General features: G+C 72.5%; 18 protein-coding genes and 2 pseudogenes. 7 read left to right on the top strand and 13 right to left on the bottom strand.

All coding sequences use genetic code 11. The features are described from left to right. Window positions 1-26: 26 nt before the first annotated feature. The 8 genes and pseudogenes from OG611_RS20955 to OG611_RS20915 all read right to left on the bottom strand — a co-directional run bounded on the left by OG611_RS20955 (window position 27) and on the right by OG611_RS20915 (window position 10,838). On the bottom strand, window positions 27-956 hold the full coding sequence (locus OG611_RS20955; protein WP_266422358.1) for a hypothetical protein: 930 nt from the start codon (window positions 954-956) through the stop codon (window positions 27-29). Then, complete coding sequence (locus tag OG611_RS20950) at window positions 953-1,183, bottom strand: hypothetical protein (RefSeq protein ID WP_266422355.1); 231 nt, start codon at window positions 1,181-1,183, stop codon at window positions 953-955. Before OG611_RS20950 ends, OG611_RS20955 begins: the two co-directional genes overlap by 4 nt. Next, window positions 1,180-2,706, bottom strand: a complete 1,527-nt coding sequence (locus tag OG611_RS20945; RefSeq protein ID WP_266422352.1) for a hypothetical protein — start codon at window positions 2,704-2,706, stop codon at window positions 1,180-1,182. Before OG611_RS20945 ends, OG611_RS20950 begins: the two co-directional genes overlap by 4 nt. An 83-nt stretch (window positions 2,707-2,789) precedes the next feature. Continuing rightward, the gene (locus OG611_RS20940; protein ID WP_266422349.1) at window positions 2,790-6,446 is read right to left on the bottom strand and encodes a hydantoinase B/oxoprolinase family protein; all 3,657 of its coding nucleotides are present in this window, start codon (window positions 6,444-6,446) and stop codon (window positions 2,790-2,792) included. Window positions 6,447-6,931: 485 nt separating this feature from the next. Continuing rightward, window positions 6,932-7,480, bottom strand: a pseudogene (locus tag OG611_RS20930) (glycosyltransferase); the annotation flags it as partial. 10 nt (window positions 7,481-7,490) lie between these two features. Next, window positions 7,491-8,641, bottom strand: a pseudogene (locus tag OG611_RS20925) (glycosyltransferase family 4 protein). Window positions 8,642-8,807: 166 nt separating this feature from the next. Further along, window positions 8,808-10,226, bottom strand: a complete 1,419-nt coding sequence (locus OG611_RS20920; RefSeq protein ID WP_266422346.1) for a HEAT repeat domain-containing protein — start codon at window positions 10,224-10,226, stop codon at window positions 8,808-8,810. Between the two features lie 219 nt (window positions 10,227-10,445). After that, window positions 10,446-10,838, bottom strand: a complete 393-nt coding sequence (locus tag OG611_RS20915; RefSeq protein WP_072489348.1) for an ankyrin repeat domain-containing protein — start codon at window positions 10,836-10,838, stop codon at window positions 10,446-10,448. Between the two features lie 314 nt (window positions 10,839-11,152). Between OG611_RS20915 and OG611_RS20910 the strand changes: the two genes are divergently transcribed. After that, entirely contained in the window at window positions 11,153-11,347 is a 195-nt protein-coding gene (locus OG611_RS20910) for a hypothetical protein (RefSeq protein WP_018103962.1), read from the top strand. A gap of 37 nt (window positions 11,348-11,384) precedes the next feature. Continuing rightward, window positions 11,385-12,992 carry an ATP-binding protein gene (locus OG611_RS20905; RefSeq protein ID WP_266422343.1) on the top strand — a complete coding sequence of 536 codons (1,608 nt, stop codon included), beginning with the start codon at window positions 11,385-11,387 and terminating at the stop codon, window positions 12,990-12,992. A gap of 68 nt (window positions 12,993-13,060) precedes the next feature. Here OG611_RS20905 and OG611_RS20900 read toward each other — a convergent pair whose 3' ends face one another. Further along, window positions 13,061-14,560: a PLP-dependent aminotransferase family protein gene (locus tag OG611_RS20900; protein WP_266422340.1), complete on the bottom strand. Its 1,500-nt coding sequence runs from the start codon at window positions 14,558-14,560 to the stop codon at window positions 13,061-13,063. Between the two features lie 102 nt (window positions 14,561-14,662). Here OG611_RS20900 and OG611_RS20895 point away from each other — a divergent pair, with 102 nt between their 5' ends. The 4 genes from OG611_RS20895 to OG611_RS20880 all read left to right on the top strand — a co-directional run bounded on the left by OG611_RS20895 (window position 14,663) and on the right by OG611_RS20880 (window position 18,249). Continuing rightward, window positions 14,663-15,418, top strand: coding sequence for a YitT family protein (locus OG611_RS20895; protein ID WP_266422337.1), 756 nt, complete (start codon window positions 14,663-14,665; stop codon window positions 15,416-15,418). After that, the gene (locus tag OG611_RS20890; RefSeq protein ID WP_266422335.1) at window positions 15,415-16,179 is read left to right on the top strand and encodes a glycerophosphodiester phosphodiesterase; all 765 of its coding nucleotides are present in this window, start codon (window positions 15,415-15,417) and stop codon (window positions 16,177-16,179) included. Before OG611_RS20895 ends, OG611_RS20890 begins: the two co-directional genes overlap by 4 nt. Before the next feature lie 46 nt (window positions 16,180-16,225). Beyond that, window positions 16,226-17,599 carry an MFS transporter gene (locus tag OG611_RS20885; protein ID WP_266422332.1) on the top strand — a complete coding sequence of 458 codons (1,374 nt, stop codon included), beginning with the start codon at window positions 16,226-16,228 and terminating at the stop codon, window positions 17,597-17,599. Window positions 17,600-17,874: 275 nt separating this feature from the next. Next, a complete protein-coding gene (locus OG611_RS20880; RefSeq protein WP_007262928.1) occupies window positions 17,875-18,249 on the top strand; it encodes an RNA polymerase-binding protein RbpA in 375 nt (124 codons plus the stop codon). A gap of 101 nt (window positions 18,250-18,350) precedes the next feature. Here the strand turns inward: OG611_RS20880 and fxsA are convergent, their stop codons facing one another. The 4 genes from fxsA to OG611_RS20860 form a co-directional block, all read right to left on the bottom strand. Beyond that, complete coding sequence (gene fxsA / locus OG611_RS20875; protein ID WP_266422329.1) at window positions 18,351-18,941, bottom strand: FxsA family membrane protein; 591 nt, start codon at window positions 18,939-18,941, stop codon at window positions 18,351-18,353. 98 nt (window positions 18,942-19,039) lie between these two features. Further along, on the bottom strand, window positions 19,040-19,807 hold the full coding sequence (locus OG611_RS20870) for a polyprenol monophosphomannose synthase (RefSeq protein WP_266422327.1): 768 nt from the start codon (window positions 19,805-19,807) through the stop codon (window positions 19,040-19,042). 550 nt (window positions 19,808-20,357) lie between these two features. Continuing rightward, window positions 20,358-22,007, bottom strand: a complete 1,650-nt coding sequence (locus OG611_RS20865) for an amidohydrolase (RefSeq protein ID WP_266422325.1) — start codon at window positions 22,005-22,007, stop codon at window positions 20,358-20,360. 46 nt (window positions 22,008-22,053) lie between these two features. After that, window positions 22,054-22,494 carry an Lrp/AsnC family transcriptional regulator gene (locus OG611_RS20860; RefSeq protein WP_266422323.1) on the bottom strand — a complete coding sequence of 147 codons (441 nt, stop codon included), beginning with the start codon at window positions 22,492-22,494 and terminating at the stop codon, window positions 22,054-22,056. Between the two features lie 204 nt (window positions 22,495-22,698). On the opposite strand from OG611_RS20860, the gene OG611_RS20855 reads away from it, so the two are divergent. Next, window positions 22,699-23,106 carry a hypothetical protein gene (locus tag OG611_RS20855; RefSeq protein ID WP_266422321.1) on the top strand — a complete coding sequence of 136 codons (408 nt, stop codon included), beginning with the start codon at window positions 22,699-22,701 and terminating at the stop codon, window positions 23,104-23,106. The last annotated feature ends 379 nt before the right edge of the window (window positions 23,107-23,485 follow it).

Below are 23,485 nucleotides of genomic sequence, written 5' to 3'. Positions count from 1 at the left end.
GAGACGGCGGTGGTGGGGCGGGCCGGTCAGGCGTGGAAGGGCAGACCCGCGTCGGCGGCCAGTTCCAGGTCGTCGGGGTCGGGCGGCGGCAACAGTGTCGCCGTGCCGTCGGTGACCGGTACGACGCCGAGTTCCAGCAGTTCGGCCATGGCGGCGCTGCCTGCCATGTCACGGACCTGGAGCTGGTAGCGGGCGGTGGTGCGGAAGGCACCCCCGGCGTCGTCCCCGGTGCGCTGGAGGAAGCCGGAGTCGGTGAGGAAGGCGACGGCCTTGCCAACGATGCCGGTGGTGGAGCCGGCCAGTCGCCGGGCGTCCTTCGTGGCCCCGGTGGAGCTGCGCCGGGCGTAGATCCGCCAGGCCGCTTCGAGTCCGGGGGCGTCGGTGGCCGGGTCCGTGTTGTCCCCGTGCTCCTCGGCGCGCTCCTCCAGGCGGTGGCACGCCTGGCGTACGAACGAGTCGACGCCGTTGACCGTGATCCGGCCGATGTACGCGTCGTCGGCGAGGTCCTCGGGGCGGGGGAAGGCCATCGCGGCGACGGCGAGGTGCGCCAGCCCGTGCAGGAAGCGGTCGGAGGAGTCGGACGAGGCGCGGCGGGCGTAGTCGCCCATGCGGACGGCGAAGACCGAGTCCTCACCGGCGGTCACGGCCATGCCCGCGCGGGTGGACACCTCCAGGACGACCAGGCCGAGTCCGGTCGCCACGGCGTCGGCGAGCCGCGCGAAGGCGGGCTCCTCGCGGTAGCGGCGGAGCAGTTCGGCGTATTCGGCGTCGCGTGCGGGCAGCAGCTTGGGCTGGAGGCCGAAGGCGACGAGCCGGGCGGCGTCGGCCGCGTCGGCCGGGGTGACGGACGCGGTGGCCGCGGGGGCCACCGGCTCGGAGGGTCCCGCGGCCTCGGTCGCGTACGCGGCGCTCGGCTCGCCCCACGCGTCGGGGTGCTGTGCGCGGTGGTCGCTCACGACTGTCGCTCCTTGCTGCGGAAACTCTTCGGTACGGGGTGGACGGCGCCGGCTCTCGCGGTGTCCGTGCCGGGCGGCGGCGTCCGGTCCGTTCTCACGGTGTCCGTCCCGGGCGGCGGGGTCCGGTCCTTGACCGTGGCGCGGGTGCCGGCGGGCCGCGGACGCCCCTGGTCCGCGGGGGCCGGCCGGGTCTGTGTGCGCCGTGCCGCGCGTACCGTGCCGGTCATGACGCCTCCGTGCGGTCCGCGGCCATTCCGGCCGCGTCTAGCAGGGCCGTGCCCACGATCAGGTCGGCGCCGCCGAACTCGGGGTCGTCGAGCTGCGTACCGTCGTCGACGGAGAACAGCAGTCGCTGCTCTCCCTGCCGGTAGGCGGTGCCGACCGGCGGGCTCGCCGCGTGCACCGCGAGCAGGGCGACCAGGTAGGGCAGTTCGGGATCGCGGCGCCGGGCCTCGGTGAGGAGTCCGGACAGGCGCCGCGGGGCGTCGTGTTCCAGGTCCAGGAGCTCCATGGCGCCGGCGAGCTGCTCCTCGCTGAACCTGCTGTCGTCGGGGGTGGCGATCAGGTCGGGCTCGGGCATCTCGGCGCCCAGGTGTTCCCGCTCCAGGGGCGGGGTGAGCAGCATGTCGACGAGGTCGCCCACCCGTACCGAGGTGGGGGTGCGCAGCCCGGTGCCGTGGGCGAAGAAGGCATCGGTGACGCGGATCGCCTGTTCGACGGGGAGCGGCAGCAGCGGGGCGACCAGTTGGCCGTACAGATCGAGGCCGGTGCGGGCCGTGGGGGTGGCGAAGGCCTGCCGGTCCTGTTCGGCGCGGAACAGCGGTCCGGCTTCCAGCAGTCGGGACTGCAGCTGGGTGTGGCGGCGGATGCAGTCCTTGACGATGTCGACGAGCTCGGCGGCGCGGCGTTTGTGCTCGGGCTCCTCCGCCTCGTCGCGCGCCTTGCGGATGTTGGTGAGGATCGCGTTCTCGTGGCGGTAGCGGTCGGCGACGTGGTCCAGCGCTTCGGCGATCATGTCGGGCACCGCGTTGAGCCAGTCGACGGCGCGGACGTTGCGCCGGGTGGCCTCCAGCGTCTTGCGGAGGGTCTCCGCGTACTGCACGGTGCGGTAGCGGGCCTGCTCGGCGGCGAGCTGCGCGTCCGCGAGGCGGCCCCGGCTGATGAGGACCTCCAGCTTCACCTCGGCGGCGATCTGGGCGCTGGTGACGTCCGTGTCGAGGGCGCCCACCAGGACGTTGACCGCTTCGTCGGTGGCCCGGAGGTAGACGGTGCCGCCGTATCCCGGGACCTCCTCGATCAACTTGAAGTCGTAGTCCCGGCGGACGTACACCCCGTCGGGGCCGAACGTGCCGTACACCGCGCGGAATCCGCGGTCCACGCTGCCGACATTGATCAGGTTCTCCAGCACCCAGCGCGCGACGCGCTCGTGCTCGGCCAGAGGGCGGCGCGGGGCCTGGGCGGCGACGCGGGGAAGCAGTCTGGTCACTATCTGGTCGTGGTCGGCACCCGTGTCGAAGTCCATGTTGAGGGTGACGAGATCGATCGCGGCGAGGGCGACCTCGGCCATCGCGTAGACGGTGTACTCACCGGCCAGATTCGCCTTGCGCACATCGAGGTCGTGCAGCGGCGCCGTGCAGGCGAGCGCGCGCAGCCGCCGCGAGAGCCCCTCGTCGGCGGCCGGGCCCGGGGCGGGCCGCGGCCCCGCGCTGAGCTGGGGCGCAGCGTTGTCCGTGTAGGCAGGCGAAGTCACGCTGCACAGATTAGGTCCTCACACAGACAACGGTCGAAACGGCGCAGAAGCGACCCCTGGCCCGGGACCGGCCGGCAGTGGCGTCACGGCCGTTCCCCGGTGCGTTCCGTACCGTCGTCGGGGCCCTGCTCCGGGGTTCCGTAGCCCCCGCCGCCCGGTGTGCGCAGCACCAGTACGTCGCCCGGCTCCAGCTCGGCCGTGTCGCAGCCGCGCAGCGGTGTGTCCGCCCGGTCGTCCGGGTGCTCGATGTGCTGGTCGCCCAGTGCGCCGGGTTCCCCGCCCGCCATGCCGTACGGCCGGACCCGGCGGTGGCCGGAGAGCAGTGCCACGGTGACGGGTTCCAGGAAACGGATCCGCCGCTCCACCCCGCAGCCGCCGTGCCGGCGCCCGCCGCCCCCGCTGCCCTCGCGCACCCGGAAGCTCTCCAGCAGGACGGGGTAGCGCCATTCGAGGACTTCGGGGTCGGTGAGACGGGAGTTGGTCATATGGGTCTGCACGGCGTCGGCGCCGTCGAAGCCGTCGCCCGCGCCCGAGCCGCTCGCCACCGTCTCGTAGTACTGGACCCGTTCGTTGCCGAAGGTGAGGTTGTTCATGGTGCCCGAACCCTCGGCCTGGATGCCGAGGGCCGCGTACAGGGCACCGGTGACGGCCTGGGACGTCTCCACGTTTCCCGCGACGGTGGCCGCCGGGTGGACGGGGGCCAGCATGGAGCCTTCCGGGATCCGGACCTCCAGGGGCTTGAGGCAGCCGCTGTTGAGGGGGATGTCGTCGGCGACCAGGGTCCGGAAGACGTACAGCACGGCCGCCATGACCACGGATTTCGGCGCGTTGAAATTGCCCGGCTGCTGCGGTGAGGTGCCGGTGAAGTCGACGACCGCGGAGCGGGCGGCCCGGTCCACGGTGAGGGCGACCTCGATGACCGCGCCGTTGTCGGTCTCGTAGCGGTAGGCGCCGTCGTGGAGCCCGGCGATGATCCGGCGGACGGATTCCTCGGCGTTGTCCTGCACGTGGCCCATGTACGCGGCGACGGCGTCGGGCCCGAACTGTTCGACCATGCGCCGGAGTTCGGCGATGCCCTTCTCGTTGGCGGCGATCTGGGCGCGCAGGTCGGCGAGGTTGGCCTCCGGGTCGCGGGAGGGGTACGCGGCGATGGTGAGCAGCTCGCGCGTCTCGTCCTCGCGGAAGCTGCCGTCGCGTACCAGCAGCCAGTTGTCGAACAGCACCCCTTCCTCGTGGATGGTGCGGCTGAAGGCGGGCATGGAACCGGGGGTGATGCCGCCGATCTCGGCGTGGTGTCCGCGTGAGGCCACGAGGAAGCGCAGCTCCGGCCGTTCGCCGTCGGCCTCGTCGAACACCGGCGTCACCACGGTCACATCGGGCAGATGGGTTCCGCCGTGGTAGGGATCGTTGATGGCGTACGCGTCGCCCGGACGCATCGTGTCGCCGTTGCGCCGCAGCACCTCCTTGATGGACTCCCCCATCGAGCCGAGGTGGACGGGGATGTGCGGGGCGTTGGCGATCAGATTGCCGTCCGCGTCGAAGAGCGCGCAGGAGAAGTCGAGCCGCTCCTTGATGTTGACGGAGTGTGCCGTGTTCTCCAGGCGCACCCCCATCTGCTCGGCGATCGACATGAAGAGGTTGTTGAAGACCTCCAGCATGACGGGGTCGACCCGGGTGCCGACGGCCGTGCGGTCCGGGCGTGGGCGGACCCTGGTGAGCAGCAGGTGGCCGGTGTCGGCGAGAGCGGCCTGCCAGCCCGGGTCGACGACGGTGGTGGCGTCCGCCTCGGCGATCACGGCGGGGCCGGTCACGGTGTCCTCGGGACGCAGTTCCTCTCGGCGGTGGAGCGGGGTGTCCCGCCATCGGCCCTCGGCGAACATCCTCACGGTCTCGCGCGGCCGGGGCTTCACGCCGGTGCGGGGCGTGCGGTCGGCCGGGCGTGGCTGGTGCCGGCCCGCCGTGCCGGTCGCCTCGACCGAGACCGCTTCGACGACCAGGGGTTTGTCCATGGTGAACGCGTAGCGTGCGCGGTGCTCGGCGGTGAACGCCTCGGCCATGGCGGGTGCGGTGTCCAGGCCGACAGGCAGGCTCGAATCCGTACCGGCGTAGCGGAGCAGCACTCGGGCGTGCGTGCTGATCGCGCTGTCGGGGACGGCGTCGGCGCGCAGTTCGGCGCGGGTCCGGGCGGCCAGTTCGTCGCAGAGTTCGCCCACCGCGGTCCGGGTCGCCTCGTTCAGTTCCGCCTCCACGGACTGTTCGCGCATCGCGGTGGCGTCGGCGAGACCGATGCCGTACGCGGACAGCACGCCCGCGAGCGGCGGTACGAGGACCGTGTCGATGCCCAAGGAGTCGGCGACGGCGCAGACGTGCTGTCCACCGGCGCCGCCGAAGCCGGTCAGGGCGTAGCGGGTGATGTCGTGCCCGCGCTGCACGGAGATCTTCTTGACCGCGTTGGCCATGTTGAGCACGGCGATCTCCAGGAACCCGGCGGCGGTCCCGGCGGCCGTGCGCCGTGTTCCGGTGGCGCGCCTCACGTCCTCGGCGAGCGCGTCGAAGCGTTCGCGGACCAGGTCCGGGTCGAGCGGGAGGTCTCCGTCCGGTCCGAAGACGGCCGGGAAGTGCGCGGGCTGGATCCGGCCGAGCATCACATTGGCGTCGGTGACGGTCAGCGGGCCGCCGCGGCGGTAGCAGGCCGGGCCGGGGATCGCGCCCGCCGAGTCGGGGCCGACCCGGTAGCGCCGGCCGTCGAAGTGCAGGACGGAGCCGCCGCCGGCCGCGACGGTGTGGATGCTCATCATCGGGGCGCGCATCCGCACTCCGGCGACCTGGGTGCCGAGCTCGCGCTCGAACTCGCCCGCGTAGTGGGACACGTCGGTGGACGTTCCGCCCATGTCGAAGCCGATGACCCGGCCGAATCCGGCTTGTTCGGAGGTGCGGGCCATGCCGACCACGCCACCGGCCGGGCCGGAGAGCACCGCGTCCTTGCCCCGGAAGTGGGAGGCCTCGCGCAGTCCGCCGTTGGACTGCATGAACATCAGCCGGATGCCGTCGAGTTCACCGGCGATCTCGTCGACGTACCGGCGCAGGATCGGTGAGAGATAGGCGTCGACGACGGTGGTGTCGCCGCGTGGGACGAGCTTGATCAGCGGGCTCACCTCGTGCGAGCTGCTGACCTGGGTGAAGCCCGCCTCCCGGGCCGCGGCGGCCACGGCGCGCTCGTGCGCGGGGTGGCGGTAGCCGTGCATCAGGACGACGGCCGCGCTGCGCAGTCCGTCGGCGCGGGCGGCCCTCAGCCGCTCGGTGACCGCTTCCCGGTCCAGTGGTCTGACGACCCGGCCACGGGCGTCGATCCGCTCGGGGACCTCGATCACCCGCTCGTACACGGCCTCGGGCAGCAGGATGCGGCGGTCGAAGAGCCGCGGCCGGTTCTGGTAGGCGATGCGCAGGGCGTCCCGGAAACCTTCCGTGATGACCAGGACGGTCGGCTCGCCGCGCCGCTCCAGCAGGGCGTTGGTGGCGACGGTCGTGCCGATCCGCACCGCGGCGACCCGGTCGGCGGGGACCGGGTCGGTGGGGCCGAGTCCGAGCAGCGCCCGGATCCCGGCCACGGCGGCGTCGCGGTAGCGGTCCGGGTCGTGGGAGAGCAGCTTGCGGGTGACCAGGTGCCCGCCGGGGTCCCGGCCCACGACATCGGTGAACGTCCCGCCCCGGTCGATCCAGAACTCCCAGCGTCCGGTCATCCCTCCATACTGACCCGCGGCGCGGGCAACGGCCCGGACGGCACGGCCCGCTCCCCCGCTCCCGGCGTACCGGCCGGCTGTACGGCGGCCAACGCGCAGGCGGCTCGGGGGCGGCTGCCGGGGTTCGAGCCCCGGTGCGTGTCGTTGACGCCGACGACGACGGAGGCGAGGTGGGGCCGGAACGCCGCTGCGGCAGCGGCCTGCCGGTCCCGGACGTCGGCGGACTGCGCACCGCTGACGGCGAAGTTTCGGAACTCCGCGCCCCGCCGGCCCCGACCGCGATCCGCCGGACAGGCCCTGGCCCCGCAAACCACCGGGGACGGGGTCGCCGACGCCTTCGGTGAACGAGTCCCCGAGCGCGGCGAACCGCACCGGGCACGGGCCCGACGGTCGCGCGGCGCAGGGTTCCGGAGTATGTGGTCCCGCAGCGCGTGGTTCCGCGGCGCCGCACGGCTCCGACGCACCCTTCGTACCCGCACCCCCGCTCATATCCGCACCCCCGCGATCCCGCCCCGGTCCGGCACCCCGTGGGCGGCCAGGAACGCGGCCACCGAGCGGTCCCAGCCGAAGAGTTCCGCCCGTTGCCTGGCCGCGGCGCGGCGCTCGTCCGGCGGGCGCCCGAGCAGCTCGCGTACGGCGGCGGCGAAGGCCTCGCCGGTGTCCTCGGCCGCGACGCCGGCACCGCCGATCACCTCCGGCAGCGCGGAGCTCACGCTCGCGCTCGCCACCACCGGGGTGCCGCAGGCCAGTGCCTCCAGGGCCGACAGGCCGAACGTCTCGGCGGGTCCGGGCGCCAGGCAGATGTCGGCCGCCGCCTGCAGATCCGCCAGGGTCTCCCGGTCACGCACACGGCCCAGGAATTCGACCGGCAGCCGCTGTGCCCGTGCCCGGGTCTCCAGCCCCGCGCGCAGCGGCCCGTCGCCCGCGACGACCAGTGCCGCCCGCACCCCTCGACGCCGCAGCCCGGCGAGGGTCTCCAGGGCCCGGCCGGGACGTTTCTCGACCGAGAGCCGCGAGCACAGCAGGATCAGCACGTCCGGCCGCTCATGCCGCCACCGCCGTCCGCTCGCGCAGCACCTCGTCGTAGTGGTCCAGGAGCTGATCGCCCACGGCCTGCCAGGTGCGTCCCTCGACCGTGGCCCGGCCGGTGGCGCCGTAGGCCGCGGCGAGTACGGGGTCGGCGGCGAGTGCGCGGACCGCCGCCGCCACCGCACGGGCGTCGAGCGGGGGGACGAGCAGCCCGGTGCGCCCGTGGTCGACGAGATCGAGCGGTCCGCCCGCCGCCGGGGCGATCACGGGCACTCCGCAGGCCATGGCCTCCTGCACCGTCCGGCAGAACGTCTCGTACGGTCCGGTGTGCACGAACGTGTCCAGCGAGGCGAAGACCCGGGCGAGGTCGTCCCCGGTCCTGCGGCCGAGGAAGACCGCGCCGGGCAGGGTGGTGCGCAGCATCGGCTCACTGGGTCCGTCCCCGACGGCCACGACCCGGACCCCGGGGATCGCGCAGGCCCCGGCGAGGAGTTCGACGTGCTTCTCCGGGGCGAGCCGGCCGACGTACCCGACGATCCGCTCCCCGTCGGGCGCGGGCCGGCGGCGCAGTGTCTCGTCCCGCAGTCCGGGCCGGAACCGGGTGGTGTCGACACCCCGTGGCCACAGCCGCACCCGGGGCACGCCGTGATGGGCGAGGTCACGCAGGGCGGCGGTGGACGGGGCGAGGGTGCGGTCGGCGGCGCCGTGCACGGCACGCATCCGGCGCCAGGCGGTGTTCTCGCCGGTGCCGAGGTACGTGCGTGCGTAGTCGGCCAGATCGGTCTGGTAGACGGCCACGGCCGGCAGACCGAGCCTGGCGGCGGCCGCCATGCCCCGTGCACCGAGCACGAACGGTCCGGCCAGATGGACGAGTCGGGCTCGGTGGGCGGTGAGGGCGGCGGTCAGCCGCCGGCTCGGCAGCGCGACCCGGACCTGGGATAGCCGGGCAGGGGGAGGGAGGGGACGCGCACCACGGGGCAGGGGGCGCCGGCCTCGAAGGCGGCGGGGAGGTCCGAACGGGACGTGGTCGTCGCGCCGGCGGTGGCCGGGGCGATGACGAGCGGTTCGTGGCCGCGGCCGACGAGATGCCGGGCCGTCCGGAGGGTGCAGTGGGCCACGCCGTTGACATCGGGCGGAAAGGATTCGGTGACGATGACGACACGCATATCCGTGTTGTCGCCACGCCGGGCGTGACCGGGCCGACTTGGATCTTTCCGCCCGGGGAACGTCCCGTGAGCGTTTGAGCCGGGCGCGCCGCGAGGGTCTTCCGTTCGGGTGGGGCCACCCGTTTCACGCCGCGCGCCCCCCGACGCGCGTCGCGTGCGTACTCGGTCAGGCCGCCGGAGTGTCGGGCCCGATCCGGCTGCGTACCGCCGTCTGCACCTCGGCCTCCTCGGCCGGGTCTGCGGCGAGGCGGCGGAGCCGCTCGGCGACCCTGATGTCCCCGGTCTCCGCGTGGAGGGCGGCGACCTCGCGGGTGGTCTCCTCGCAGTCCCACAGGCACTCGACGGCGAATCCGGTGGCGAAGGAGGGATCGGTGGCGGCCAGTGCGCGGGCCGCCCGGCCGCGCAGATGCGACGAGGACGTCTCCCGGTAGACGTGCCGCAGCACGGGAGCGGCACAGACGATGCCCAGCCGCCCCGCGCCGTCGACGAGGGTCCACAGACGTGGTGCGTCCGGTCCGTCGCCCCGTACGGCTTCGCGGAGCGCTCCGAGGACCAGTGAGGCGTCCTGGGCACCGCCCCGGCAGGCGAGCACACCGGCCGCGGAGGCGCCGAGCGCGTCGGGCCGTCGGGCCCAGCGCCTGGCGCGCTCCACCGCAGCGTCGCCGCACATCCGCTCGAAGGCGGCGACGGACGCGTCGGCGACGGTGCGCGAGACCCCGACCGCGCCGGTCTCGATCAGGTCGAGCACGGCCGGGTCCCTGGCCTCCGCCAGGTAGTGCAGCGCGGCACAGCGTGCGCCTTCCGGGCCGCTGCGGGCGGCCTCGATGATCGTGGGCCGGTCCTCGGGGCCCGCGACGGCGGTGAGGCAGCGGGCGGCCGGCACATGGAGGGTGCTGCCGCGTTCGAGTCCCTGCTGGGCCCAGTCGAAGACCGCCTGCACGCTCCAGCCCGGACGCGGGCCGCCGGGCCGCATCTGGCGCTGCCAGCGGTCGAAGGAGCCCTGTTCCGAGGCGGCCCTGACCCTGGTGCCGACCGTGTCGCGCGGGTCTTCCGCCCAGAGCCGCCAGGGGCGGGGTTCGTAGGCGTCCCGTACGGCGACGGCCAGCTCGGCGGCGCCCTCCTCGGTGGCCGGGAACCGGCCGAGCACGGGTACGGCGAGGGCGCGGAGTCCCGCGTCGTCGTCGCGCAGGGCGAGCTCGTCGAGGGCCCAGGCCCAGTTGGTGCCGGTCGCGGCGTACCGCCGCAGCAGGGCCAGGGCGTCGTCGCGTCCGTACGAGGCGAGGTGGCCGAGCACGGCGAGGGCCAGCCCGGTGCGCGAGTCGTCGGTGTCGAGGTGGTCGTCGGGATCGCACAGGTGACGCTCGATCTCTTCGATGCCGCCGTCGAGGTCGAGGTACAGGCGTGCGTAGTAGAGGGAGCGGTTCTCCACCTGCCAGTCGTGACGCGGATCGCTCAGGACGCAGTGGTTGAGAGCCGCCAGGGCCTCGGGGCGTGGTGCGGCGAGCGCGTGGAGCGTGCCGTCGCCACGGCCCCTCTGCAGCAGGCCGAGCAGGGTGCCGCTCGGCGCTATGAACGGATCAAACATGGAAAAAGCCTCACATCAAGCTGTCGACGCAACCGGGACTGTGCAGTTCCAAGTGCCGGGTGGGCACTACGCCGCGCAGCAACATGATCGGCCGACCGCCGTCTTCTGCTTGGTGTAGACCATCTTCCTCTGCCTCTCGTCGGTGGCCCGGAACCGGGCCCGCGACGTCATGATGACCCAGCCATTTCGCCACCGCGACCACATTTACGGCGTACCCGGTCAGCGGGAGCCGAAGAGTTCCAGCAGGTCGGCCTTGCCGAACATGCGAGCCGTGTCGAGAGCGGAGGGTGTTCCGGCGGCCGGATCGGCGCCCGCGGAGAGCAGTGCCTCGATCACCGCGTCCTCGCCCTTGAAGACGGCTCCGGCGAGCGGCGTCTGCCCGCGGTCGTTGGCCCGGTCCGGGTCGGCGCCCCGGCCGACGAGGGCCGTGACGGCGGCGGCGTGCCCGTGGTAGGCGGCGAGCATCAGCAGCGAATCGCCCCGGTCGTTGGTGAGGTTCGCGGGGACGCCCGCGTCGACGTACGCGGCGAGCGCGTCGGTCTCACCGCGGCGGGCGAGGTCGAAGACCTTCGTCGCCAGCTCGACCACCTCGGGATCGGGGGTTTCGCTCATCGGACGGACCGCCTTCCATTAACCGGTTTCACTGCTGTCGACCTGCCGGGGCGTACGCCGTGGGGGCCGTACGAGTGAACCGACAGGGTACTGCCCGACCGGGCACATGACCCGGCCCACCCGTGGCAAAGGATCACGAATGGTGCGGCGGAACAGTGCACGACACCGAAAGTTCCGGCCCACCGGGATCACCCGGTCGGCCATTCAAGTGAAAATAACGACTTTTCACCCAAATGCAGCTTTTATCGTATAGATACTTCCGGTGAACCTGGAAGGACTCATGGTGACCGTCCCCCCAACCAGGAGAACCACTCATGATCCTGTCCATGTCAGGCGTCGTCATCCTCGGCATCATCGTCTTCCTGTTCTTCAGGAAGGACGGCCTCAAGGCCTCGCACGCCCTCGTCACCGCCCTGTTCGGCTTCTATCTGGCAGGCACCGCCATTGCACCGAGCATCACCGCGGGGGGCGCGAGCCTCGCCGGCCTCCTGGGCGGGATCAAGTTCTGACCCTCCGCGACCGCTCCCACCCCTTCAGGAGACCGACGTGGCCCGGCGACCACTCCCCCGCATTCTGAGCAGCGGCAGCGCCTCGATCACTCGCAGTCGCGAGTTCGCGCGCACGGCCACCGACAACGCCACGGACGTCCTCCATCCGCTGATCACGATCACTCGTGGTCTGCGGCTGCTGGCCGGAGCCGGACGGCAGAAGTGGGCCGCGACGCCCAAGGACAGGCGTGGCCCCACGCTGTCCCTCGTCGCGGCCTGCGTACTCGCGTTCGCGCTCATGCCGTACGGGGGTCTGATCGCCCTTGTCACGGTGATGGGCGCCGCAGCCTGGGCGGGGCGGGAGCGGACCCCCGTGAAGACCGGTCCCGACGAGGCGGAGACCGCGCGGCTGCGGTCCTTGTACGAGGCGCTCGTGCCGTACTTCTCCGTGGCCGACGACCCCGGTCCGCTGTTCTCCCACGGCGGCGACTGGGAGAAGGCCTTCAGCGGTTACGAGTTCGACGGCGACGGGCGGCTGACCCGCCTCCAGGTGACGTACCCCGCCTACTTCACCGACAGCGAGGCCGCCTCCCGTGCCCGGATCGAGCGGCTGCTGCACGCCAAGTCCGGCCGCGGCCGCGAATACCACTTCGCCTGGGACGAGGAGGGCAACCAGCTCGTCATGAACGTCCTCGGCGCCCTGCCCACCTCCATCGGCGCCCAGCGTTTCGTCACCGCCCCCGGCGAGACCGTACTGGGCTTCACCGACGGCGACGCGGTGCAGCGCACGGTTCCGGTGCACGACGGCGACACGACCCGTGACGCCCCTCCGGTCGTCTGGCGGACCGGCGCCCGCTCCACCGAGCCGCATCTGCTGGTGGTCGGGCAGCCCGGCAGCGGCACCACGACCCTGATGCGCTCCATCGCCCTGCAGGCGCTCCAGCACGGCGACATCCTGATCGTCGAAGGCAGCGGAACCGGCGAATACGCCTGCCTGACCGGGCGGGACGGCGTACTGAGCGTGGAGTGCGGGCTGGCCGGCGCACTGGCGACCCTGGAATGGGCGGCCCACGAGACGGAACGGCGGCTGACCGCCGCGAACCGGGCCCGGCAGGTCGGCCACCCCGTGCCCGACGACATCAAGCGCCCGCTCTGGATCCTGCTGGACCGGCCGAGTGTCCTCGGCCATCTGGCCGCCGCCGATGGCAGGCCCGATCCGCAGGAACTGCTCCAGGGGCCGCTGCGGCACGGCAGGGCGGCCGGCGTCACCGTGGTCCTGACCGATCAGTTCGACAGCCTGGACACCCTCGGCGAGACCGTACGGACGCACTGCAGGGCCCGGGTCGCGCTGGGCCACTGCTCCCGCGAGCAGGTGGAGTCGGTGCTCGGTACCGAGCCGCACACCACCCCGGCCGCCGATGTCCCGCCCGGCCGCGGATACGCGCGACTCGGCACCGGCCCGGTGCTCCGGCTCCAGGTCCCGGCCACGCCCGATCCGTACGACGAGGCGACCGGCGAGGCACAGCGACAGGCGGTCCTCGCTCTGCTTCCCGAGCGGCAGGTGCCGGTCGTCGAGGCGGCCGTGCCGGCCGGAGCGGGCGTCCCCGAGCCGGTGCTGCCGCGCACCGTGACCGTGGCCGTCGAGGGCATGGCGGTCACCGACTGAACGGTGCCGTCCACAGGGGTGCGGGGTGACCGGTCGCCTGACCGGTCACCCCGCACCCCTGTGTCCGGTCAGGCGACGAACGTCCGCGGCGCCTCGACGCCCGCGCCCGCCCCCGACCCGACCAACTGCGCCGCCGCCGCGAGCCGTGCCGCCGCCTCGTCCGCGACCGGCCCCGAGACCGTGAACGGCAGCCGTACGTACCCCTCGAAGGCGCCGTCGACCCCGAACCGGGGACCGGACGGAACGCGTACCCCGACCCGCTCCCCGGCCACCGCCAGCCGGGAGCCGGAGAGGCCACCGGTCCGCACCCAGAGCGTCAGGCCGCCGCGCGGAACGGAGAACTCCCAGTCGGGCAGCTCCCGGCGGACCGCGGCCACGAGCGCGTCCCGGTTCTCCCGCGCCTGTTCGCGCCGGACCTGCACGGCCTCCTCCCAGCCGCCGGTGCGCATCAGCCAGTTGACGGCGAGCTGTTCGAGCACGGGCGTGCCCATGTCGGCGTAGGCGCGGGCGGCCACCAGGCTGCGGATCACGTCCGGGGCGGCGCGCACCCAGCCGATCCGCATGCCCGCCCAGAAGGCCTTGCTCGCCGATCCGACCGTGATCACGGTGGAGCCCGCCGGGTCGAAGGCGCAGACCCGGCGGGGCATCCGCACATCGGCGTCGAGGCAGAGCTCGTTCATGGTCTCGTCGACGACCAGGACCGTGCCTGCGGAGCGGGCCGCGTCCACCAGGGCGCGCCGCCGGTCCTCGTCGGCCAGCGCGCCCGTGGGGTTGTGGAAGTCGGCGACGACATAGGCGAGCCGCGGCGCCGCGTCCCGCAGCACCTGCCGCCACCGGTTCATGTCCCAGCCGCCGAGCCCCTCCTCCATCGCCACCGGCACCAGCCGGGCACCCGCCTCGCGCATCAGCTGCAGGATGTTGGCATAGCTCGGGGACTCCACCGCGATCCGCTCTCCGCGGCCCGCGAAGAGGTGGCAGATCGCGTCGATCGCACCCATCGCACCCGTGGTGACCATGATCTGTTCGGGCATGGTCGGGATGCCGCGCCCGGTGTAGCGGTCGGCGATCATCTGCCGCAGCGCGGGCAGACCGGCCGGGTAGTCGCCATGGGTGTGGGCGTACGGCGCGAGCTCCTCGATGGCGCCCTGGACCGCCCGGGTCAGCCACGGTTCGGGGGCGGGCAGCGAGGCGCAGCCCAGGTCGATCATCGAGCCGAGGGACTCCGGCGGCAGCGGCTCCAGACCGCGTGCGGGCAGCGGGTTCCCGGCGGGCACGGCGGTCCAGCTGCCGGCTCCCCGGCGGGACTCCAGGAATCCCTCGGTCCGCAGCGCCTCGTACGCGGCGGCGACGGTGGTGCGGCTGACGGACAGGGCGAGCGCCAGTTCGCGTTCGGCGGGGAGCCTGGCTGCGACGGGCACCCGGCCTTCGAGGACGAGCAGACGGATCCCGTCGGCCAGCGCACGGTAGGCGGGCGGCCTGCGGGCGCCTGGTCCGACGGGCCGGGACTGTTGGGCCTGGAGCTGCCGGGCGAGCTGCGCCGCACCCACTGCCGAAGTCCACTGAGCCATGGAAATCAGTCCACCTTCCTCGGATTGGCCATAGTTGGAAGCCAATCCCCTGCCACAGAGTGACATGCGGCAGTCCACTACCACCACACCAGGGGGCACCTCTTGTCCACCGCCGCCGCCCCTCGCGGGGCGCACCTCACCCGTCGGCTGATCCAGCTGTACGTCGGTCTCGCGCTGTACGGGGCCAGCTCGGCGCTCCTGGTCCGCGCCGGTCTCGGGCTCGAACCCTGGGGCGTGCTGCATCAGGGGCTCGCCGAGCGCACCGGTCTGTCCATCGGAGTCGTCTCGATCGTCGTCGGCGCCGCCGTCCTGCTGCTGTGGATCCCGATCAGGCAGCGTCCGGGCCTGGGCACCGTCTCCAATGTCTTCGCCGTCGGCATCGCCATGGACGGCACGCTCGCGCTCGTACCCGACGTGCACGGCCTCGCCGCGCAGATAGCCGTGATGGTCGCGGGCGTCGTCGTCAACGGCGTCGCCACCGGGCTGTACATCGCGGCGCGGTTCGGCCCGGGACCCCGTGACGGGCTCATGACCGGACTGTATCTGCGCACCGGCCGCTCCATCCGGCTGGTGCGGACGCTGATCGAGGTGGCGGTCGTGGCGACCGGCTTCCTGCTCGGCGGCACGCTCGGGGCGGGCACGGTCGTGTACGCCCTGGCCATCGGCCCGCTCGCCCAGTTCTTCCTGCGCTTCTTCGCGGTCGGCGGGAAACCGGCCGCGGGGGCCGGTGCCGACACGGAGATCGGGCCCGACGTGGAGACCCGGGCCCACGAGGAGGGCGCTCTCGCATCCGCGCCGGACAATGGCGACACCGCCGTCACCGCCCGGACACCGGAGCAGGCCATACTTCCGCAGTGACCTCCGTACGCCACCCCTATCTGGACCATCCCGCGACGATCCCCTTCGCCCACCGAGGCGGTGCGGCGGACGGGATCGAGAACACCACGGCCGCGTTCCGCCGGGCCGCCGACGCCGGGTACCGCTACTTCGAGACCGATGTGCACACCACCTCGGACGGCCGCCTGGTGGCCTTCCACGACGCCACCCTGGACCGGGTGACGGACGCCCGCGGCCGGATAGCCGAGCTGCCCTGGAGCGAGGTGCGGCGGGCCAGGGTGGCGGGCCGGGAGCCGCTGCCGCTGTTCGAGGAGCTGCTGGAGACGTTCCCCGAGGCCCGCTGGAACGTCGACATCAAGGCCGGGTCCGCGCTGGTCCCGCTGGTCGAACTGATCCGCCGCGCGGACGCCTGGGACCGGGTGTGCGTCGGCTCGTTCTCGGAGGCCCGGGTCGCCAGGGCCCACCGCCTGGCGGGCCCCCGGCTCGCCACCTCCTACGGCGTCCGGGGCGTGCTGGGCCTGCGGCTGCGCTCGTACGGAATACCGGCGACGCTGCGGGCGGGCGCGGTGTGCGCACAGGTGCCGGAGAGCCAGAACGGTGTCCGGGTGGTCGACCGGCGCTTCGTGCGCGAGGCACACGCGCGCGGGCTCCAGGTGCACGTCTGGACCGTGAACGAACCGGAGCGGATGGCAGCGCTCCTCGATCTCGGCGTGGATGGCATCATGACCGATCACATCGAGACGCTGCGCACGGTGTTGAGCGAGCGGGGGGCCTGGGCCTGACGCCGGCCGTGCGAGGTCTTCACGGGGAGAGACGAGGGGGTGCGGGTTGAGCGCCGAGACCGCGGAAACCGCTGAGCCGACGGAACCGACAGCGGATTCCGCCGATGCCGCGAGCCGCAGGCACGAACAACGCGGCTGGTATTTCTACGACTTCGCCTGCTCCGTCTACTCGACGAGCGTCCTGACCGTCTTCATCGGCCCCTATCTCACCTCGATAGCCAAGGCGTCCGCCGACGCCGACGGCTTCGTGCACCCGCTCGGCATTCCGGTCCGCGCCGGGTCGCTGTTCGCCTACGCGGTCTCCATGTCCGTCGTGGTCGCGGTGATCCTGATGCCGATCGTGGGCGCCGCCGCGGACCGCACGGGGCGCAAGAAGCCGCTGCTCGCGGCCGCCGCCTACACCGGGGCCGCCGCGACCACCGGCATGTTCTTCCTGGACGGTCAGCGCTATCTGCTGGGCGCGTTCCTGCTGATCGTGGCGAACGCCGCGATCTCGGTGTCGATGGTGCTCTACAACGCGTATCTGCCGCAGATCGCCGGGCCGGAGGAGCGGGACGCGGTCTCCTCGCGCGGCTGGGCCTTCGGCTACACCTCGGGTGCGCTCGTCCTGGTGCTGAACCTGGTCCTGTACACGGGCCACGACTCCTTCGGCCTCTCCCAGTCCGACTCGGTACGGATCTGTCTCGCGTCGGCCGGTCTCTGGTGGGGCGCCTTCACGCTCGTGCCGCTGCGCCGGCTGCGCGACCGGCACGTGACGGCGAGCGGCGAGGGTGCGGTCGGTTCGGGCTGGCGGCAGCTGATGGCCACCCTGCGCGACATGCGCCGCCATCCCCTGACGCTCTCCTTCCTGCTGGCGTACCTCGTCTACAACGACGGCGTGCAGACGGTGATCTCCCAGGCATCGGTGTACGGCTCGGAGGAGCTGGGCCTCGACCAGACGACCCTGATCACGGCGGTGCTGCTGGTGCAGGTGCTCGCGGTGGCCGGAGCACTGGGGATGGGCCGGCTGGCACGGGTGTACGGCGCGAAGCGCACGATCCTCGGTTCGCTCGTCGTCTGGACGCTGATTCTCGTCGCCGGCTATTTCCTCCCCGCCGGAGCACCGGTCTTCTTCTATGTACTGGCGTCGGCGATCGGCCTGGTGCTGGGCGGCAGCCAGGCACTGTCGCGCTCGCTCTTCTCCCATCTGGTGCCGCGCGGCAAGGAGGCCGAGTACTTCTCCGCGTACGAGATGAGCGACCGCGGACTGAGCTGGCTGGGACCGCTGGTGTTCGGGCTCGCGTATCAGCTGACCGGCAGCTACCGGGATGCGATCATCTCGTTGGTGATCTTCTTCGTGGTCGGTTCCGTGCTGCTCGCGAGGGTGCCGGTACGGCGGGCCGTGGCGGCCGCGGGCAATCCCGTTCCGGAACGGATTTAGACGTTGAAGTGAAAGGCCGGTAGTGTACGCCTTTGGCCTGTCCGGAGGACCGTTACTGCGAGCGGAAGAAGCCAAACTGTTGGGTTACAACTTCCGCCAGATGTGACAAACCGGGCATTGCTGGGTACTTGAAACCCTGGGAAACCTGAAAAAGCAGCGGCACGACGGGCGACGCATGACCGGCAACGGGAATCTTTACCGCCGACCGGACGTTGACCGGATGACGACGACAGCGACACCTGTCCTGTGGGCGACAAGCCCGGGAGGCACGATTCATGAGTGAGCGAGCTCTCCGCGGCACGCGACTCGTGGTTACCAGCTACGAGACGGACCGCGGCATCGATCTGGCCCCGCGCCAGGCGGTGGAGTACGCATGCCAGAACGGACATCGATTTGAGATGCCGTTCTCGGTAGAGGCGGAAATTCCGCCGGAGTGGGAGTGCAAGGCGTGCGGCGCCATGGCACTCCTGGTGGACGGGGATGGCCCCGAGGAGAAGAAGGGCAAGCCTGCGCGCACGCACTGGGACATGCTCATGGAGCGGCGCACACGCGAGGAGCTGGAGGAAGTGCTCGCCGAGAGGCTTGCGGTCCTGCGCTCCGGAGCCATGAACATCGCCGTACATCCGCGGGACAGCAGGAAGTCTGCCTGACTGACCGCGTAACACCTCGGTACGACAGAGCCGCGGGCCGCGACACCAGCTGGTGTCGCGGCCCGCGGCTCTGTCGTACCGCAGCTGCGGGACTCGCCCGTTCAGGGAGTCAGTGGTGGCCGGGGGCCCTCATCTGGGCGTGCGCCCGGCTGTGCGCCGTCCTCGCGGATGACCTCACCCTGGACGACCTTTCCGTCCGGCCGGTGGATGCGGGCCTGCTGGAAGGCGTCGGAGAGGCTGCCGGGACTCGCGGCACGCATCCGGCGCTCCAGCGACCGCTCCGCGTACCGGCCGAGCCACGAACGGACCGGCGGCACCAGCAGCAGGAGCCCCGCCACGTCCGAGACGATCCCGGGGATCATCAGCAGCAGCCCGCCGAGCATCAGGAAGCCGTTGCCCTTGCCACCCGAGCCTGCGGCCGGTGGGGCAGCGGCGGCCCCGGGCTGCCCCGGCATCTGCTGGAGCGTCTGGGTGAGGTTGTGGAAGGCCCGGCGGCCGGCCCGCTTCATCACCGCGGCGCCGAGCACGATGCCCGCCACCAGGAGCAGCAGCACGGTGAACCCACCGGCCGCGTCGGCCACGACGGTGAGCAGCCAGATCTCCAGCACCGCCCAGGCGGCGACGGCGAGGGGGACGAAGGTACGGGCGCGAGAGCGCCTGGGGGCGGTCGGGGGCGGTGTGCCGGTCGTCATGGTCCCCAGTGTGCCCGTACGGGCGTCCGAACGGCACAAGGGGGTGATCATGGGCGGCGGACCCGATGCCCGCCGCCGGTGGCGGCGGGCGCGGCGGATCACATCGCCTTGCGGCCCAGGGCCCGGTTCGTACGGGAGGTGACACCCCAGGAAGTGACCCGCCAGAGCGCCTCGACCAGGATGTCGCGGCTCATCTTCGAGTCACCGATCTCCCGGTCGACGAAGGTGATCGGCACCTCGACGACGTGATAACCGGCTTCGACGGCCCGGCGGGCCAGGTCGACCTGGAAGCAGTAACCCTGCGAGGCGACCTGTTCGAGGCCGATGCCGTCCAGGGTCTCGGCGCGGAAGGCCCGGTAGCCGCCGGTGACGTCCCTGGTCCGCAGCCCGAGGAGGAGCCGGGAGTACGTGCTGCCGCCGCGGGAGATCATTTCGCGGGACTTGGGCCAGTTGACCACGCGCCCGCCCGGTACCCAGCGGGAGCCGAGCACCAGGTCGGCGCCCTTGAGCGCGGTGAGCAGCCTGGGCAGTTCCTCGGGCTGGTGGGAGCCGTCGGCGTCCATCTCCACGAGCACGCCGTAGCCGTGCTCGGAGCCCCAGCGGAAGCCCGCGAGATAGGCCGCACCCAACCCTTCCTTGCCCTTTCGGTGCAGCACGTGGACCTGGCTGTCCCCGGCGGCGATCTCATCGGCGACCTTGCCGGTGCCGTCCGGGCTGTTGTCGTCGGCGACCAGGATGTCGGCGTCCGGCACAGCGGCACGCACCCGGCTGACGATCGGCTTGATGTTCTCGGCCTCGTTGTAGGTCGGAATGATCACCAGGATTCTGCCGAGCGGGCCGTACCGCCGCTGACCGCCGTCGTTCACTTACTGCCCCTTAAGTCCGTACGCAGGTGCACACCATATCCAGCGGGCGGTGGCCCCTCGCCGACGTGGTCGGACGGGGCCGGGCATCGCCGGGGACAGATGGACGGAAGTACGGACAGAAACACGGGTACGCGCGCGCACGGGAACTACGGATGGGGGCCCAGCGCCCTTCGGGCCGACCTGGGACCCGCTGGCTGCGGGTCGACCTAGAGCCGTTGTCTACTGAACGTCCGGGCCCCACCCGGGTCGCACCGCCGTCCGGATGAAACCTTCCCTGGCCCCCGAGGCGCGGGCGCTGAACCTGGCTGTCAGTGGTGGTGCGCCGGTGCGGCACACCACCCCATGACCCAGCGGCGTTCGACGACTGCGTGGAGGTTTACCGGTCGGACGTCCTGTGGTGGACTCGGCCGAACCTACCGGCCGGTGGGCGCGTTCTGTCAATAGCCGTCTGACCTGCAATATTTACGAAACTTGCCTGGTCAGTAGCGAAGATCCGCAGGTCGCGGCGGAACGGGGACCACGATCAGTGACGATACGAAATGTCCGGACGTCACTCGTTCGGCCGCGCGTAGACCGTTTGTCCGAAGACCACGGTCCTCAGGCAGACCGGCAGTTCGGCACCCGGGGTGAGATCGGGCAGGCCGGGCGTTCCCGACCGGGGGTCGGTCGACCAGCGGGCGACCCGGTCGTCCGGGGCCTGGACCACCAGGTCAGCGGTGCGCCAGACCGCGTAGTCGGCCGGGGCGCCGGGCACCAGGGTCCCCGCGTCGTCGCGGCCGACGGCCCGCCAGCCGCCCCGGGTATGGGCGGTGAAGCCCGCCCGTACGGAGATCCGGTGCTCGGACGTGCGGTGGAAGGCGGCGGCCCGTACGGTGCCCCACGGGTCGAGCGGGGTCACCGGGCTGTCGGAGCCGAAGGCCAGGGGCACACCGGCCCGCAGGAGCGCCGCGTACGGGTTGAGGGTCCTGGCCCGCTCGACGCCGAGCCGCTGCGCGTACATGCCCTCCTCGCCGCCCCAGGCCGCGTCGAAGGCGGGCTGGACGGAGGCGGTCAGACCCAGCTCCGCGAACGCGGCGACGGTCTCGGGGGTGAGCATCTCGGCATGCTCGACACGGTGCCGGGCCCCCCGGATCCGGGGCAGGCCGAGCGTCTCGGCGGCGGCCCGGACCCCCTCCACCACGGCGGAGACCGCCGCGTCCCCGATGGCGTGGAAGCCGGCCTGCAGCCCCGCCTCGGTGCACGCGGTGACGTGCGCGGCGATCTGCGCCGCGTCCAGATGGGCGGTGCCCGTACGTCCGTCGGCCGGACCGTCGGCGTACGGCTCGTGCAGGCAGGCGGTGTGCGAGCCGAGCGAGCCGTCCACGAAGAGGTCTCCGGCCGCTCCGACCGCGCCGAGCTCCCTGATCCGCCGGGCGTCCTTCTCGTCTGCGACCTGCTCGGCCCAGTAGCCGAAGACCCGCGGTCCGCTCTCTGCGGCGGCGAGCTTCAGCAGTGCGGCGAAGTCCTCCTCGTCGGAGATGTCGGGGCCGCCGCACTCGTGGACGGTGCCGATGCCGAGCGACGCGGCGTGCCGCAGGGCGGCGCGCTGGGCGTCGGCACGCTGCCGCGGCGAGACGGCGCCGTGGGCCGCGGAGCGGACCGCGTGGTGGGCGGCGCCGGTCAGCGGGGCGTCGGGGTGGTAGCCGGTCAGCCCGGTGACGCCCGGGACCAGGTCGAGCAGGGCGGTGGTGACGACCGCGGAGTGCACATCGACGCGGGGCAGGTAGACCGGTCGTCCGCCGGCCGCCGCGTCGAGCTCGCCGCGCGACGGGTGGCGACGCTCCGGCCAGCGCGTGGCGTCCCAGCCGTGGCCGAGGACGACCCGGTCCGCGGGGTGCGCGGCCACGTACGCGCGCAGCAGGCCGAGCGCCTCGTCGAGGGTCCGGGCGCCGGACAGGTCGAGGCCGGTGAGGGCCAGGCCGGTCGATGTGGTGTGCACGTGGGCGTCGGTGAACGCGGGGGTGACCAGCGCACCGTCGAGGTCGATCACCTCGTCGACGCCGCTCGCGAAGGCGTCGGCGGCCCCTTCCGAGCCCACCCAGGCGACATGGCCGCGTTCGACCACCATGGCGGTGGCGAAGGGGTCGGCGGGGCTGTGTACGTCTCCACCGCGCAGCAGCACGGTGCGGTGTTCGCTCTGGGGGGCGGTGCTCTCGGTCATGGGACCAGTCTCGCGCCTGCCCGGACCCGCGCGGTCCGCGACCCCCTCAGATCTGCGGCGGCCGGGCCTCGTACGGCGTGGACAGGACGACCGTGGTCCGGGTGGAGACACCGGCGAGCGTGCGGATCCGGGTGAGCAGGTGCTCCAGCTCCAGCGGCGTGGCGACGCGCACCTTGAGGATGTAGTTCTCGTCACCCGCGACGCTGTGACACGCCTCCAGCTCCGGGACGTCCGCGAGCCGCTCGGCGATGTCGTCCGGCGCGCTCGGGTCGAAGGGTTTCACCGAGATGAACGCGGTGAGCGGCAGGCCGACGGCCTCGGGGTCGACGACCGCGGCGTAGCCTCGGATCACCCCGCGCTGCTCCAACCTGCGGACACGCTGATGAACGGCCGATGTGGACAGGCCCGTGGCCTTGCCCAGGTCGGTGTAGCTCATCCGCCCGTCCTTGACGAGCAACTCCACGATCTGTCGGTCCAGCTCCTCCATACGGATCAACCTATTGCCCCGGGTCCCTCCAGGCACAGCGGCAGGGGCTCCGGAAGGGGCACCCGCGGCGGGCATGTGACGAATGCCACAGGTTTACGGGTGGGTAGCCGACCACCTCGCGGTTACGGCGGATGCGCGACGGGAAGTGCTTGCTGTGGTCGAGGCCGTGTCGCCTGGTCGGCCCACCTGAGGGGGGAATTTCCCATGCAGAGCCTGAAGCTCACCGGACGTATCGAACCGGAACCCGTCGAGGACACCGCTCCCGTCGAGAACACCGCTCCCGACGCGTACGACACCTTCGAGATGTACCGGGTGATCTGCCCGGACTGCGCGCAGCCGATCGCGCTGCTGGCGGACGAGGACGTACTGCCGGAGCACGCGCTGTGCCCGACGCCGTGGAACCCGTTCGTGCTGACCGTCTGCGCCGGCACGGGCCGCGCGGCGTCGCAGTCGCGGCCCGCCGACGACTCGTTCGACGCCCAGGAGCAGGAAACGGGCCTGTTGTTGACGCTCCCTCAGGGACTCGACTGGAGAATGCAGCCGTTCTCGCACGCCGGCGGCCCCGGCTCACGCCCGCTGCGGGTGCCGCGGATGCGGCGCGACGCCGCCTGACGGCAGCCCCCGCGCCCGCGCGGGACCGGCCCGGAACACGTTTCCGGGCCCGCCCGGCACCTCTGCGCCGCACCACGACGGCCCGACCGGCGTGGTGCCCCCGGCGAGGACCGCCCGCCGCCCGGGGACGGGGCGAACGGGCTCTCTATTCGGCCGGACAGTGACCAGGGCCCGCCCCGCGCCGTTGGCCGGGCATGACCCTGCTGCAATCAACGGCCGGTACCGGCCGCCGCCGCCTCGCCGCTCCCACCGCCGAAGAATCGGTTCCGCAGCCCGGTTCGCAGCCGGTGCCCCGGCCCGTGCCCCCGTGGTCGGCTCCGCGACCGGTGCCGCACTCCACCGATCCGCCCATCTACCGGGCCCTGCTGCGTCGTTGGGA

The organism is Streptomyces sp. NBC_01363, from assembly GCF_026340595.1.
In the GTDB taxonomy this organism is placed as follows: domain Bacteria; phylum Actinomycetota; class Actinomycetes; order Streptomycetales; family Streptomycetaceae; genus Streptomyces.
This window is presented reverse-complemented; position numbering and strand designations above follow the sequence as displayed.

Excerpts from the sequence above, each read along its gene's own strand:
- OG611_RS20950 (WP_266422355.1), bottom strand. The coding sequence starts at position 1,183 with ATGACCGGCACGGTACGCGCGGCACGGCGCACACAGACCCGGCCGGCC.
- OG611_RS20940 (WP_266422349.1), bottom strand. The coding sequence starts at position 6,446 with ATGACCGGACGCTGGGAGTTCTGGATCGACCGGGGCGGGACGTTCACC.
- OG611_RS20920 (WP_266422346.1), bottom strand. The coding sequence starts at position 10,226 with ATGTTTGATCCGTTCATAGCGCCGAGCGGCACCCTGCTCGGCCTGCTG.
- OG611_RS20915 (WP_072489348.1), bottom strand. The coding sequence starts at position 10,838 with ATGAGCGAAACCCCCGATCCCGAGGTGGTCGAGCTGGCGACGAAGGTC.
- OG611_RS20910 (WP_018103962.1), top strand. The coding sequence starts at position 11,153 with ATGATCCTGTCCATGTCAGGCGTCGTCATCCTCGGCATCATCGTCTTC.
- OG611_RS20900 (WP_266422340.1), bottom strand. The coding sequence starts at position 14,560 with ATGGCTCAGTGGACTTCGGCAGTGGGTGCGGCGCAGCTCGCCCGGCAG.
- OG611_RS20880 (WP_007262928.1), top strand. The coding sequence starts at position 17,875 with ATGAGTGAGCGAGCTCTCCGCGGCACGCGACTCGTGGTTACCAGCTAC.
- fxsA (WP_266422329.1), bottom strand. The coding sequence starts at position 18,941 with ATGACGACCGGCACACCGCCCCCGACCGCCCCCAGGCGCTCTCGCGCC.
- OG611_RS20865 (WP_266422325.1), bottom strand. The coding sequence starts at position 22,007 with ATGACCGAGAGCACCGCCCCCCAGAGCGAACACCGCACCGTGCTGCTG.
- OG611_RS20860 (WP_266422323.1), bottom strand. The coding sequence starts at position 22,494 with ATGGAGGAGCTGGACCGACAGATCGTGGAGTTGCTCGTCAAGGACGGG.
- OG611_RS20855 (WP_266422321.1), top strand. The coding sequence starts at position 22,699 with ATGCAGAGCCTGAAGCTCACCGGACGTATCGAACCGGAACCCGTCGAG.